Source organism: Kitasatospora azatica KCTC 9699 (assembly GCF_000744785.1).
Classification (GTDB): domain Bacteria; phylum Actinomycetota; class Actinomycetes; order Streptomycetales; family Streptomycetaceae; genus Kitasatospora; species Kitasatospora azatica.
The window spans coordinates 5,142,352-5,156,881 of record NZ_JQMO01000003.1 but is presented as its reverse complement, the minus strand read 5'-3'; the positions used below and the strand labels follow the sequence as shown (position 1 = coordinate 5,156,881).

Sequence of the window (14,530 nt, the reverse complement as noted above, 5' to 3'; positions counted from 1 at the left end):
CGTGCCCGCCAGGTACCACCTGCGCTTCCAGCTCCACCCCACCCCCGAAGCCGCCCAGCAGGCCAAGGAGTTGGCCAAGTTCTGCGGCGAGGCCGGGGTCACCGAGGTGGTGCTGCTGCTCGGGGCCGAGGAGTTGTACGCCGGCCATCCGGTCGGCCCGGCCGAGGAGCTGCTCTTCGAGACCGCCGCGACCGCGACCGCGGTCCTGCGCGAGGCCGGTCTCGAGGTCAGCCTCAATCCCTGGGTCACCGCCGGCCACGCCGACCGCGGCCGGGCCGACCGGCTCGGCTTCTCCCCCATGGTCGGCCCGGACGGCACCGTCGCCGCCGCCCAGGCCTCCTTCGCCTGCCCGCGCTGGTGTGCCTGGCTGGCCGGCCACTACGCCCGTTACGCCGGCCTCGGTGTGCGGGTGCTCTGGCTGGAGGACGACTTCCGGTACCACAACCACGCCCCGCTGCACTGGGGCGGCGGCTTCGAACCGCTGATGCTGGACCGGTTCGCGCGGCTGGCCGGCGAACCGGTCACCCGCGAGCAGCTGGTCACCGCCGTCACCGCCCCCGGGGAGCCGCACCCCTGGCGGGCGCTGCTCCAACAGGTTTGGCGAAACGCCCAGTTGGAGGCCGCCGCGATGGTCGCGATGGCGGTCGACGAGCGGTCCGGCGGACGGGTCCAGCTCGGCCTGATGAGCTCCGAACCCGGCGTCCACTCGGTGGAGGGCCGCGACTGGCCGGCCCTGTTCAAGGCACTCAGCATCAACGGCCGGGTCGCGCACCGCCCGCACTTCGCCCGCTACAGCGACGCGCCGGGACGCGAACTCAGCTTCTCGGTCTGGATGCTGGAGGCCCAGCGGGCACTGCGCCCGGAGCACGCGAGCAGCGAACCCGAGATCGAGAACTGGCCGCACACCACCTGGTCCAAGTCCGACACGCAGACCTGGTCCGAGCTGGTGGCCGCCCAACTCGCCGGTTCCGACGCGATGTTCCTCAACGTCCACCCCATGCAGTCGGGTCGCGCCCAGCGCTTCCCGCGCGTCGCCGAGCTGCTGCGCCGCGCCCGTCCCGCCCTCGACTGGGTCGCCGAACGCCAGCCGCGCTCGCTGCGCACCCACGGCGTCGGCCTGCCGATGCCGCAGCAGGCGGCCGCGCACGTGCGCACCAGCGCCGGCGGCGAACTCGCCGCCCTGGCCGTGGACGCCGGCCCCGCCGCCGACCACCTGCTGCGCTACGGCGTCCCGATCACCGCCGGTGACGCCCCCGTTCAGGCGGTATTCGGCCAACTCGCCTGGTCCTTCGGTGACTTCGACATCGAGCGGCTGCTGACCGGCGGGCTGCTGCTGGACGGCACGGCCGCCGAGATCCTCACCCGGCGCGGCTTCGGCCACCTGCTCGGGATCAGCGCCTGCGAGTTGGTCGAGCGCGAGGCCGGGTGCCCGGTGGGCCCGTACGCCCTGGAGCACGTGCTGCGGGAGGACGTGTACCTGAGCGTCAACGTCCAGCCCGCCCTCGCCCGGCTGACCCTGCACCCGGCCGCCGATGTCTGGACCTCGATCCTGACGCCCGATCAGGACAGCTGGGGCCCCGGCAGGTTCGTCTTCCGCAACGAACTCGGCGGCCGGGTCGGCGTACTGGCCGCGACCGAGGTGCAGCAGCTGCCGTACGACGAGGACGGCCAGCGCCTGACCCACGCCATGGTCCGCTTCCTGGAGGGCGAGCGACCCACCCTGCCGCTGGTCAGCGGCGGCCCGCACCTGATCCCGCACCTGTCCCACTCCGAGCGCGGCTGGCTGCTCGCCGTCGCCAACGGCAGCGCCGACCCGGCCCGACCCCGGATCGACTGGCCGGCCACCCCCGAGGCCGCCGAGACCCCCGAGGCCCCGACGCCACCCTGCTGGCCCCGCTCGCCCCACCGACCTCAGCCCGTCTCACCTGCCTGCGCCACGGGCTGACCCTCGACCAGGACCTGCCGCACCGCGGCTGGCTGGTCGTGGACCGGCACTGACTCCACCGAGCGTGCTCCCCGCACAGTAAGGAGAAGCTGTGTTTCCCCCACCCCGCAGCACCCTGGTCGCCGTACTGGCCGGCGCGCTGGGTCTGACCGGCCTGGCGGCCACCCCCTCGACCGCCAGCATCCCCAGCCCCGCCAGCGCTGCCAGCACCACCGTCACCGTCTCCACCCCCGTGCCGTTCGGCCACATCGACGACAGCCCGGCGGCGCCGTACACCGACAAGGACGGCACCTTCCACTACCAGGAGTCCGACGCCCTCTACGGCGCCAACGACAACCGCTCCTGGAGCTTCTTCACCGGCACCGACTTCGACTCCGCCACGGCGGACAGCGCCCTGGACAACGCGGTCAACCCCGCCAACTCCAACGACAAGAACAACGACACCACCTGGCGCTGCAACAACAGCCCCACCGGCCTCGGCGCCAGCTACTCCGTCGGCAACACCAGCTACGCGCAGAAGAACTACTGCGACCTGGTGGGCACCTGGGTCGATCCCGACACCGGCGACTGGTACGGCCTGGTGCACAACGAGTTCACCCCCTCGCCGTTCAACGACGGCCTGCACTACGACGCCATCGACTACGCGGTCTCCACCGACCAGGGCCACACCTGGACCATCAAGGACCACGCCATCACCTCGCCGTACAGCACGCAGCGCGGCGACGCCACCCAGTTCCCCGGCCAGACCTACTACTACGGCGACGGCGACCAGCGCCTGTTCGTGGACACCGCCTCCGGCTACTTCTACGTCTTCTACGGCTCCCGCGTGATCGACAAGGCCGGTGGCTGGAAGGCCTTCTACGAGCACGCGGCGCGCGCGCCGATCGGCTCGAAGATGGCGGCCGGCTCCTGGCAGAAGTGGTACAACGGCTCCTGGTCCCAGCCCGGTCAGGGCGGCCTGGAGAGCAACATGGTGCCCGTCGACGCCACCAACTCCACCGGTTACACCCCGGCCTCGGGCGAGTACAACCCGGCCAACACCGGCACCTCCGCCCAGCAGATCGCGGCCGGCCAGATGCCGTCGACCTCACCGCTGTTCGTCATGGACGTCACCTACGACGCCTACCTGGGCCTGTACATCGGCGAGCCGCAGGGGGTCGACCAGAGCGGCAACGCCCCGCAGCAGTTCTACGCCACCGCCGACCTCTCCTCCCAGAAGTGGTCCCTGCTCGGCGACACCGGCAGCTACCACACCGCTTCCTGGTACCGCTGGTTCCTGGACGGCGCCAGCCGGACCACCAACGCCGTGGTCGGCAAGACCTTCCGCTCCTACTGCGCCTGGTCCTGCGCGAACGGCTCCAACGGCGAGTACGCCAACGTCACCATCGCCTCCCAGTCCCCGGCGGCGCCGGTGGACACCGGCAAGACCTACCGGATCGGCAACGCCGACGGCCGGGTGCTCGCCCAGGTCTCGGGCGGCTCGGCCGGCACCTCGCTGGCCGCGACCACCGGTTCCGCGCTGGAGGCCTGGAGCTTCACCGCGAACGGCGACGGCTCCTACCGGATCGTCAACTCGGCCACCGGGCAGCTGCTCGGGGTCGACTCCTCCCGGCCGGCCGGCCGCGCCTGGGGCGCCAAGCCCACCGTCACCGCGAGCAACTCCTCGGTCGGCCAGCAGTGGTTCGTGATTCCCGGCCCGGCGGGCAGCTTCCACCTGGTCAACCGCTACAGCGGCCTGGTGCTCGGGCTCTCCTCCGACAGCAGCCGGCTCGCCGAGACCACGCCCACCCGCAGCTGGACCAACACCACCGGCAACGCGGTCGGCGGCGCCCGCACCGCCGCCGAGCAGACCCTGACGTTCAGTCAGGTCGACTCGACCCCCGCGCTCAACGGCACCCACACGCTGACCGCCTCGGGCAAGGCACTGGACGACCCGAACCACTCCACCAGTCCGGGCACCCAGCTGATCACCTGGACGCCCAATGGCGGCGGCAACCAGAACTGGGTCTTCACCCAGCAGTCCGACGGCTCCTACCAGATCGTCAACAGCCAGTCGAACCTCTGCATGGACGTCAGTGGCGGCTCCACCGCCCCGGGCGCCCAGGTGATCCAGTGGACCTGCACCGGCAACGGCAACCAGCGCTGGGTGGTGACGGCGGTGAGCGGCGGCTACACCGTCGCCTCGCAGAGCAGCGGCCTGCTGCTGACCACCGCCTCCGGCTCGGACGGCGCGCTGGTCACCCAACAGGCCGACACCGGTTCCACACTGCAGCACTGGGCCGTCAACTGACCCGCCCCTGAACCCCGGTGAGGCTCCTAGGCGTGCGGTCCGGGAGCCTCACCGGTCCAACTCCCCCGACCGGGCGGATCGGCCGGTCAGCCGCCCGGGGTGATCTCGCCCTCGGTGCACACGACTTGGATCGTGAGGTCGGCCGGCTCCGCAGCATGGTTTCCGGTCGCCAGGACCCGCTTGTGCACCGCCACGATCCAGCCGGTGGCGTCGACGGTGGGTCGACTGGTCAGCACGTCGGCCGGAGTCGCGTCGAGTTGCCGGCCCGGCTCCGCGGAGACGGTGAATCCTCCGCCCATGACGTTCTCGTCCGGCGGGCACGGCAGCGTTCGCTCGATGCCGTCCGCACCGTTCTTGACGACGTCTCCGATGATCGCGTGCGGCTGCATGCGCTTCGAGCCGGCTGCCGCGCTGCTGCCGGTGACGACCAAGAGCAGTGCGGCACCTGCGGCAGCGGCCATGCCGAAACGGGTGGTGCTGATCACTGGGGCGCTCCTTCCGCTGAGGGGGTTTTCGGTCATTGCAGCATGTCCGCATCCGATGCCCGCGCCCGACACGCAGCGTGATGGATCGTGAACAAATTTACCGGTGCGCCGTTGTCCACCAAGGCGTGTCTGCATGCGAACTGACCACCGGAGTGCTTCGCTGATCACCGTTGGCCGGCGTCTGGGCGACGCCCTGGCTGCCATCGGGCCATGCACTCGGATGCAAGGAGTTCCATGTCACGCAGGAGACTGTCAGCGGCGTTCGCGGCCGGTGCCGCCACCCTCGCCCTGACCACCGCAGCAGTACTGACCACGCCCCTGTCGCAGGCCCCCGCCTTCGCCGCCGACCAGCCCGGCGGCTGGGGCGCGCTGCGGATCACCCCCGAGCAGCTGAACACGGAGCTGCGGCCCGACGAGGTGGCGACCTTCGGCCAGGCCGCCGCCGAGTCGATGGCCAGGGACCGGATCGGTCTGCGGGCGGTCGGCGAGTACCCGGACCCGATCCGGACCATGCGGTTCAAGTCCTTGACCGACTCGCAGGCCGCGCTCAACGCCAAGTTCCCCGACACGGCGAAGTACGGCCGGTTCACCGACTACTTCAAGTCCCCGGACTTCGGCGACCACGTCGCCCTGCTGCCCACCGGCAAGGTGCTGCTCTTCTCCTTCGAACGCATCGAGACCAACCCGCAGAAGGAGCCGGCGCCGACCCAGACCATCGGCAGGGAGAACGCCGGCCGCGCCTACCTGTGGGATCCGAGCCTGGGCACCGGACCGGACGCCTTCAAGTCCGTCCCGCCGCCGACGGTCAACCTGGACGACGGCAAGAACGAGCCGCGGCCCGCGCCGCTCTTCTGCGCGGGCCACTCCTACCTGCCCAACGGCATGGTGGGCGTCTTCGGCGGCAACTTCGGCGGCAACAACGGCGCCGGGGCCCGGTTCTCGATGGTCTTCGACCCGTACAACGAGAAGTGGCTGCAGCAGCAGGACATGGCGGTCGGCCGCTGGTACCCGAGCGTGGTCACCGGCGCGGACGGCCGGCAGCTGATCATGTCGGGCCAGACCGAGTTGGGCTGGGGCATGCCCACCCCGCTGATCGAACGCTTCCCGGTGTCCAAGGCCGACGTGCCGTACAGCCGGACCTTCACCGAGAACAACCCGGTGTACCAGTGGCAGAAGGCCGACGCGCCGTACCGGATGGACTATCCGCACCTGTTCTCGCTGAACGACGGCAAGGTCTACGGCTTCGGGCGCGACGCCGACCAGCAGTTCCTGTTCGATCCCAACCAGGAGACCCGCAGCCCGCTGCCCAACCGCCCCGACGGCGGCCTGCGGATGTACGGCTCCGCGGTCGCCCTGCCGAACGGCGCCGCGGGCCCGAACTCGGTGCTGATCCTCGGCGGCAACCACAACGACAAGAACACCTACAAGTTCTCCGGTGGCCGGTGGACCACCGACACCCCGCGGGCGTTCGGCCGCGCCCAGGACGACACCCTGATCCTGCCCAACGGCCAACTCTTCACGGTCAACGGCGCCTACGGCATCCGCGACTACGGCTTCGGCGACTACAACCCCAACGCGGACCTGAAGTACCGTCAGACCGAACTGCGTGACGCGAACGGCAGCTGGACGCTCGGCCCGGCCCAGCGGCTGCCGCGCGGCTACCACTCCAACGCGGTGCTGCTGCCGGACGGCCGGATCATGGTGACCGGTGACGAGCTCCAGCAGCTCGCCAGCAACCCGGACATCAACAACCCCAACGCGAACGGCACCATCGAGATCTACGAGCCGCCGTACCTGTTCCAGGGCCCCCGCCCGGAGCTGAGCAAGGTCCCGGACGGCCCGATCGGCTTCAACCAGTACTTCCCGGTGGGCACCACCACGACCGGGATCTCCAAGGCCGTCCTGGTCGCGCCGATCACCTCGACCCACTCGGTGGACACCAGCCAGCGGTACATCGAGCTGCCGATCGCCAACACCGGCCGCAACCAGCTGCTGCTGAAGTCGCCCGCGACGCCCGAGGCGGCCACGCCCGGCTACTACATGCTCTTCCTGCTCAACGACAAGGGCGTGCCCAGCATGGCCAAGTGGGTCCAGCTGGACCCGAACGCCTGACCGCCACCCCACCCCTGCCCGGCCCTGGCTGACCGCCGTCGGGCGAGCAGCCGGGGCCGGGCCACCTTGACGGAGCAGACCATGGCAACCGAACTGCCGCTGCGCGAGAACACCGAGATCCAGGGGGACGTGCTCGCCGGCTTCAAGAAGGACCACGTGTCCCTGCTGTTCCTCCAGTTCGAGGAACAGGCACGGGCCCAGGCCTGGCTCGCGGAGCTGGCGCCGCGCATCGCCACCACCAAGCGGGTCGCCGACTTCAACAAGAAGTTCAGCGACGCCCGCAAGACCTCCGGCGGTGACGACCCGGAGGCGCTCAAGGCGACCTGGCTCGGCGTCAGCGTCACCTACCCGGGCCTCCAGTTCCTCACCGGCCGGCCGGACCCGATCCCCAAGGTCCCGCCGAAGACCACCCTCGAGGCCTTCGTGGAGGGCGCCTTCTCCCGGGCCATCGCCCTCGGCGACATCGACGACAGCGCCCGGGAGAACTGGCTCTTCGGGTACGACGGCGGCCGGACCATCCACGCGGTGCTCACCATCGCCTCCGACACCCCCGAGGACCTGCAGATCGCGCTGGACGAGCAGCGCGAGGCCGTGACCAAGGCGGCCGGGATGATCGTCTTCCAGCAGAACGCCGCGACCCTGCAGGGCCCGCGCCGCGGCAAGGAGCACTTCGGCTTCAAGGACGGCATCAGCGAGCCGGGGGTGCAGGACTTCGACGAGGAGGACCCGAACCGCGCGGGCTACGTCAAGGGCCACCCCGGCACCCGGCTGATCCCGCCCGGCGAGTTCGTCCTCGGCCGCCCCCGGATCGAAGTCGAGGGCGACCGGCGCAAGTTCCCGGCGAAGGACATCCCGCCGTGGATGAACGACGGTTCGTTCCAGGTGATCCGCCGCCTCGGCCAGGACGTCCCGGGCTGGTGGGCGCAGGTCGCGGACCAGCTCAAGGTGTTGAAGGACACCAAGGGGGCCGTGCCGGAGAACGCCACGGTCGAGTGGCTCGCCGCCCGCCTGGTGGGCCGTTGGCGCTCCGGCGCCCCGGTCCACAAGTGCCCGACCCACGACCCGGCCGACGACCCGGCCGCCACCCGGGACAACGACCTCAGCTTCAGCGACGACCCGCACGGCCACAAGACCCCGCTCTTCTCCCACCTGCGCCAGACCGCCCCCAGGGACGGACTGGTCGACGGTGAACTCGTCCCGGAGAAGTTCATGGACGCCCGCCGGATCATGCGGCGCGGCGCCCCGTACGGCCAGCCCTTCGACCCGTCGGCCGGCGCCTCGGGCGGTCCGGACGCCTCCCGCGGACTGCTCTTCATCTGCTACCAGTCCGATCTGGTGGAGCAGTTCGAGTTCATCCAGAAGGACTGGGTGAACATCGCGAACTTCCCGCCCGGCCGCGACCGGATGCCCGGTCCGGACACGATGATCAGCGGGAAGCTGCCTCCCCGGATCAACGACGGCACCGTCCACTTCGAGAGCCAGACCGACACCGCCAAGCGGATCACCACCCAGCTGAACTTCAAGCGGTTCGTCCGCACCGAGGGCGCCGTCTACACCTTCGCCCCCTCGATCAGCACCCTGAAGGCGCTGGCCAAGGGGCAGTTGGACGGGCACGTCCCGACGGCGGCGGCGGTCGACCAGATCGTGCCGGTCCCGGACCAGCAGCGGTTCAACGGCGTCAGCCAGTACTGGCTCTTCCAGCGGGACAAGGTCCGCCCGATCGCCGTCGAGGACGGCCGGGACAGCACCGACCGGGTGCTGCGCCCGACCGACGACATCAGCAGTTGGCGGGCGCTGAGCGGAGTCGGCCGGATCGATGCCGTGCTGCCGTTCCCGGACATGCAGCGGGTCGGCGGGAAGAGCTGGTTCTGGGTCTTCCACACCGTCGGGACCGAGCAGCTCTACCGGATCATCTCGATCGCCGACGGCGAGCGGCACACCAGCACCCTGGAGAAGGAGGACCGCAGGCTCGGCCTCTGGAAGTCGTTGGACGGGGTCTCCCAGGTGGACGCCTTCCTGCCGGTCCCCGACCTGCAGCGCAACGCGGGCAAGAGCTGGTTCTGGGTCTTCCACACCGTCCAGGGCAAGCAGCTCTACCGGCTGATCTCGGTCGCCGACGGCGAGCGGCACACCGACGTCCGCGAGCGCGGCGACAACGAGCTCGGCCTCTGGGAGTCGCTGACCGGCATCACCCGGGTCGACGCCTTCCTCCCGGTGCCGTGGCAGCAGCGGGCGGCCGGCCAGAGCCGGTTCTGGGTGTTCCACCAGAACCAGGTCCGCACCATCTCGGTCGCCGACGGCGAGCGGCATCCCGACACCCGGGTGACGGAGGACCGCCCGCTCGGCGAGTGGGTGAACCTGGGCTGATCGCCGACCGTCAGCCCGCCACCGGCTCGCCGAGGGCCGCGAGCTTCGGCGGGAACGACTCGGCTTCGGGGACGCCGAGTTGCCGGTAGAGCGCGTGGGCCCGCCGCCAGTGGGTGGCGGCCTGCGCGAGCTGCTGGAGGTCGTGGCAGGCGTCGCCGAGGCCGGCCTGGGCGCGGGCCTGGACCAGCAGGTCGGTCTGTTCGGTGCCCAGCGCGAGTGCCTGGCCGTGCAGGTCGAGGGCCTCGGCGGGTGCCCCGCCGGCCCGGGTGTTCTCGCCGAGTGCGTTCAGCGCGTCCGCCTCCAGGCTGGTGTCACCGAGCTCCCGGGCGGTGGCCAGCGCCCACGCCTGGCGCTCGCCGGCCTCCTGGTAGCGGCCGAGGTCGGTGTGGACGCGGCTCAGCAGGTGGGTGGCCCGGGCCTCCCAGGCGCGGTCGTCGTGGGCGCGGAAGATGTCGAGGGCGCGCCCGCAGTACTCCAGCGCCTCGGGGTACTGGCCGAGGCGCTGGTGGACGGCGCCGAGGTTGGTCAGGGTGATCGCCTCGGTGTTGGGGTCGCCGATCTCCTCGGCCAGCAGGCGGGCCTGCTCCAGGTGGTCGAGGGCCTCGCCGAAGCGTCCCAGCCGGGACTCCGTCATGCCGAGGTTCAACAGCGCCCGCGCCTCGACCACCCGGACGCCGGTCTCGCGGCCGGACTCCAGGGTCTGCCGGTGGTAGTCGAGGGCCTCCTCGTAGCGGCCGAGCCGGTCGTAGGCGAGGGCGATGTTGGTCAGGCCGTGACTGCGGGCGAGCCGGTCGCCGACCTGCTCGGACAGGTGGAGGGCCTGCTGGCAGAAGTCGACGGCCTCGGCGTAGTGGCCGGTCTGGAGGTAGGTCATGCCGAGGTTGCTCAGGCAGCGGGCCACGCTCCCCAGGTCGTCGAGCTCGCGGGCGAGCGCGAGCGCCTCCAGGTAGTGGTCGAGCACCCTCGGGAACTGGCCGAGCCGCCAGTACGCGCTGCCGAGCCCGATCAGCGCCTGGACCTGGCCGGCCCGGTCCTGCTCGGCCCGGGTGGTGTGCAGGGCCGCCGCGTGCAGCGCCAGCGCGTCGGAGTAGAAGCCGCGGATGTCCAGATAGCGGTAGAGGATGCTGGACAGGTCGCGGGCATAGCCGGGCACTTCGCGGGCGGCCGGGCACTGCGCGCACGCGACCAGGTTGGCCCGCTCGGCCAGCAGCCAGGACAGCGCGCAGGCCTCCTCGCCGACCTCGACCCGCTCACCGCCGGGCGCGCCGAGCCGGGGCAACCGGTTCAGATCGTGCGGGTACACGGTAGTCATGGCGGTCAGCGCGGTGTACCGGTAGTGGTCGAGCAGCGCCCCGACCGCAGCCTGCCGGACCTCCTCGGGCTCCGCCGCCTCGGCCGTCCGCAGCGCGTGCTGGCGCAGCAGGTCGTGGAAGGTGTAGCGGCCGGGGGCGTGTTCGATGAGCAGGTGGTGGTCGAGCAGGTCCTCCAGGAGTTCCTCGGCCCGGACGGACGCGATGCCGGACAGCGCGCCGACGGCGCGGGCGCAGAAGTCCTCGCCCGGATGGAGCCCGGCGAGCCGGAAGGCGCGCTGCTGGTCCGGGTCGAGGGCGTCGTAGGAGACGGCGAAGGCCGCCGCGACGCCGTGGTCCTCGCCCGGGGCCTCGGCGGACAGTTCAGCTAACCGCTGGTGCTGGTCCCGCAGCCGGGCCAGCAGGTGGTCCGGCGTCCAGGTGCTGCGGTGGGCCAGCCGCGCGGCGGAGATCCGGACCGCGAGCGGCAGCCGCCCGCACAGGTCGACGATCTCCGACACCGCCTCGGGGTGCTCGGCGACCCGCTGCGCGCCGACGATCTCGGTGAACAGCGCCACCGCCTCGCCGTGCGCCAGCACGTCCAGCGACAGGCTGACCGCGCCGTCGAGCGTGGGCAGGCGACGCCGGGAGGTGATCAGCACCAGGCTTCCCGGGTGCCCCGGGATCAACGGACGGACCTGCTCGGTGTCGAGGGCGTTGTCCAGCACGATCAGCAGCCGGCGCTGGGCGACCTCGCTGAGCCACAGGTTGGTGCGGTCGTCCAGCCGCTCGGGCACCCGGGCCTCGTCCACGCCGACCGCGCGAAGCAGCCGGGCCAGCGCGGCGCCGGGATCCAGCGGGCGCTGTCCGGGGGTGAAGCCGTGCAGGTCGAGGAAGATCTGACCGTCGGGGAAGCGGTCGGCCAGCGCGTGGCCGGCCTTGACGGCCAGCGCGGTCTTGCCCACGCCGGCCATGCCGTCGATGGCGGAGATCACCACGGCCGAGCCGGGCTGCGGGCTCACCCCGCCGGCCAGCTCCAGCAGTCGGTCCAGCTCGGCCGCGCGGCCGGTGAAGTCAGCGACGGCGTACGGCAGCAGGCGCGGCACGGGCCGGTCCGCGGCCTCACCGGGGCCGGCCGCCCGTTGCTCGGCCGCCGGTGCCTGGTCCTGGGCCGCCGCCAGCAGCCGATCGCGTTCCGCCGTGGCCAGGCCCAGCGCCTTGGCCAGCAGGGTCACCGAGGACAGTCGTGGCCGGCGCCGCCCGGTCTCCAGCACGCTGATCGCGTGCGGGGAGAGTCCTGACCGCTCTGCCAGCTCCTCCTGCGTCCAGCCGGCTCGACGCCGGAACTCCCGTAGCAGCGCGCCGAAATCTGCCACTCTCGCCCCTCGGACAGCCAATGTCGTGATGTGCGCGTGGCGGTGGCGCGGTTCCCCCAGTCCCGGCCTCCGACGCCCGTGATCGTCGACCTTACGGGGCCGATGCCCTCGAACACCAGTTGGCGTGCCGGCGAAACGCCAGATGAACGCCATGGAGTCGAGGGCGCTCAGCACCCAGGATGGAGATCGCCAGGACATCCACGGGGGTGGTGTTCTGGGCGGACCGGAGCCGTCGGCTCCAGTCCGCACGTCCAGATGAGGAGAGTTCGGCGTGGCGACCGTGGGTACCCCGGGATCGAGCGAGTGACGGCCGGGTAGGAACTGAGGACGTCCAGGTCGGCCACCCGGGCCGACCTGGACGTCATGATCGGACCAGGGTGATCAGGCCAGGTCGAACCGGTCCAGGTTCATCACCTTGTCCCAGGCCGCGACGAAGTCCTTCACGAACTTCTGCTTCGCGTCATCGCTCGCGTAGACCTCCGCGAGCGCGCGCAGCTCGGAGTTCGAGCCGAAGACGAGGTCGGCCCGGCTGCCGGTCCACTTGAGCTCGCCGGTGGCGGCATCGCGGCCCTCGAAGGTGGTCGCGTCCTCCGAGGTCGCCTGCCAGGTGGTGCCCAGGTCGAGCAGGTTGACGAAGAAGTCGTTGGTCAGCGAGCCCGGGGTGGTGGTGAGGACGCCCAGCGAGGACTGCTGGTGGTTCGCACCCAGTACCCGCAGGCCGCCGACCAGGGCCGTCAGCTCGGGGGCGCTCAGGGTCAGCAGGTTCGCCCGGTCGATCAGCAGGTACTCGGCCGGCAGCCGGTTGCCCTTGCCGAGGTAGTTGCGGAACCCGTCGGCCGCCGGCTCGAGCGCGGCGAAGGAGTCCACATCGGTCTGCTCCTGCACCGCGTCCGCGCGGCCCGGTGTGAACGGCACCTCGACGTCGAAGCCGGCCGCCTTGGCGCCCTGCTCGACGGCGGCGGCACCGGCCAGCACGATCAGGTCGGCGAGCGAGATCTGCTTGCCGCCGGTCTGGGCGCTGTTGAAGGCCTGCTGGATGCCTTCCAGGGTGCGCAGCACGGTCGCCAGCTGGTCGGGCTCGTTGACCTCCCAGCTGCGCTGCGGCTCGAGCCGGATCCGCGCGCCGTTGGCGCCACCGCGCTTGTCGCTGCCGCGGAAGGAAGCAGCCGACGCCCATGCGGTGGACACGAGTTGGGACACCGACAGGCCTGCGGCGAGGATCTGGCCCTTGAGCGCGGCGATGTCCGCGGCGTCGACGAGCTGGTGCGTCACCGCGGGCAGCGGGTCCTGCCAGAGCAGCGGCTGGGTCGGGACCTCCGGGCCGAGGTAGCGCGCGATCGGGCCCATGTCACGGTGGGTCAGCTTGAACCAGGCCCGGGCGAAGGCGTCCGCGAGCTCCTCGGGGTGCTCCAGGAAACGGCGTGAGATCGGCTCGTAGACCGGGTCGAGACGCAGCGAGAGGTCGGTCGTCAGCATGGTCGGGGCGTGGCTCTTGGCCGGGTCGTGGGCGTCGGGGACGGTACCCGCGCCGGCGCCGTCCTTCGGCTTCCACTGGTGGGCACCGGCGGGGCTCTGCGTCAGCTCCCACTCGTAGCCGAACAGGGTCTCGAAGAAGCTGTTGTTCCAGGTCACCGGGGTGGGTGTCCACGCGCCCTCGAGGCCGCTGGTGATCGCGTCGCCGCCCTTGCCGGTGCCGTGGCTGCTCGCCCAGCCGAGACCCTGCTGCTCGAGCGGGGCGGCCTCGGGGTCGGCGCCGACGCTGTCCGCCGGGCCCGCACCGTGGGTCTTGCCGAAGGTGTGGCCGCCGGCGATCAGGGCGACCGTCTCCTCGTCGTTCATCGCCATCCGGCGGAAGGTCTCACGGATGTCGCGGGCCGCGGCGAGCGGGTCCGGGTTGCCGTTGGGGCCTTCCGGGTTGACGTAGATGAGGCCCATCTGGACCGCGCCGAACGGGTCCTCCAGCTCCCGGTTGCCGGAGTAGCGCTCGTCGCCGAGCCAGGTGGTCTCGGGACCCCAGTAGACGTCCTCGTCGGGCTCCCAGACATCCGCCCGACCGCCGCCGAAGCCGAAGGTCTGGAATCCCATCGACTCCAGGGCGACGTTGCCGGCCAGGATCATCAGGTCGGCCCAGGAGAGGTTCTGGCCGTACTTCTTCTTGACCGGCCACAGCACCCGGCGGGCCTTGTCGAGGTTCGCGTTGTCGGGCCAGCTGTTGAGCGGGGCGAAGCGCTGCTGGCCGGCGCCGGCGCCGCCGCGGCCGTCGCTGATCCGGTAGGTGCCCGCGCTGTGCCAGGCCATCCGGATGATGAGCGGGCCGTAGTGGCCGTAGTCGGCCGGCCACCAGTCCTGCGAGGTCGTCAGCGCCTCGGCGATGTCCCGCTTCACGGCCGGGAGGTCGAGGGTCTTGAACGCCTCGGCGTAGTCGAACTCCTCGCCGAGCGGGTTGGCCACGGCGGGGTTCTTGGCGAGGATCTTCAGGTTGAGCCGCTCCGGCCACCACTGGCGGTTCCCGCCGCCCTGGGTCGGGTGCGGGGCGCGGCCGTGCACGACCGGGCAGCCACCCGCGCCCTCCGCCTTGGCGTCTCCGACGATTGCATCATGGTTCTCAGACATGGGATTCCTTCCGGACCGACGCTGACCCTTGGCTATCTCCGAAACCGATCCTA

Annotated in this window: 7 protein-coding genes; 4 read left to right on the top strand and 3 right to left on the bottom strand. The window is 71.4% G+C overall.

The annotated features are described in order from the left end of the window. The first annotated feature begins 1 nt into the window (after position 1). Together BR98_RS33515 and BR98_RS33510 are read left to right on the top strand one after the other, a co-directional pair. Positions 2-1,945: a hypothetical protein gene (locus BR98_RS33515; protein WP_157538039.1), complete on the top strand. Its 1,944-nt coding sequence runs from the start codon at positions 2-4 to the stop codon at positions 1,943-1,945. A gap of 91 nt (positions 1,946-2,036) precedes the next feature. After that, complete coding sequence (locus tag BR98_RS33510) at positions 2,037-4,235, top strand: RICIN domain-containing protein (protein WP_035850894.1); 2,199 nt, start codon at positions 2,037-2,039, stop codon at positions 4,233-4,235. Positions 4,236-4,321: 86 nt separating this feature from the next. Here BR98_RS33510 and BR98_RS33505 read toward each other — a convergent pair whose 3' ends face one another. After that, positions 4,322-4,720: a hypothetical protein gene (locus tag BR98_RS33505; protein ID WP_035850891.1), complete on the bottom strand. Its 399-nt coding sequence runs from the start codon at positions 4,718-4,720 to the stop codon at positions 4,322-4,324. Positions 4,721-4,954: 234 nt separating this feature from the next. Here BR98_RS33505 and BR98_RS33500 point away from each other — a divergent pair, with 234 nt between their 5' ends. Further along, a complete protein-coding gene (locus tag BR98_RS33500) occupies positions 4,955-6,832 on the top strand; it encodes a galactose oxidase early set domain-containing protein (protein WP_035850888.1) in 1,878 nt (625 codons plus the stop codon). 81 nt (positions 6,833-6,913) lie between these two features. Then, on the top strand, positions 6,914-9,199 hold the full coding sequence (locus BR98_RS33495; RefSeq protein ID WP_051970740.1) for a Dyp-type peroxidase: 2,286 nt from the start codon (positions 6,914-6,916) through the stop codon (positions 9,197-9,199). A gap of 10 nt (positions 9,200-9,209) precedes the next feature. On the opposite strand, the gene BR98_RS33490 is transcribed toward BR98_RS33495, so the two are convergent. Both BR98_RS33490 and katG read right to left on the bottom strand, forming a co-directional pair. Beyond that, positions 9,210-11,864, bottom strand: coding sequence for an ATP-binding protein (locus BR98_RS33490; protein WP_198042323.1), 2,655 nt, complete (start codon positions 11,862-11,864; stop codon positions 9,210-9,212). Positions 11,865-12,245: 381 nt separating this feature from the next. Then, positions 12,246-14,477, bottom strand: a complete 2,232-nt coding sequence (katG, locus tag BR98_RS33485; protein WP_035850886.1) for a catalase/peroxidase HPI — start codon at positions 14,475-14,477, stop codon at positions 12,246-12,248. Positions 14,478-14,530 lie beyond the last annotated feature (53 nt).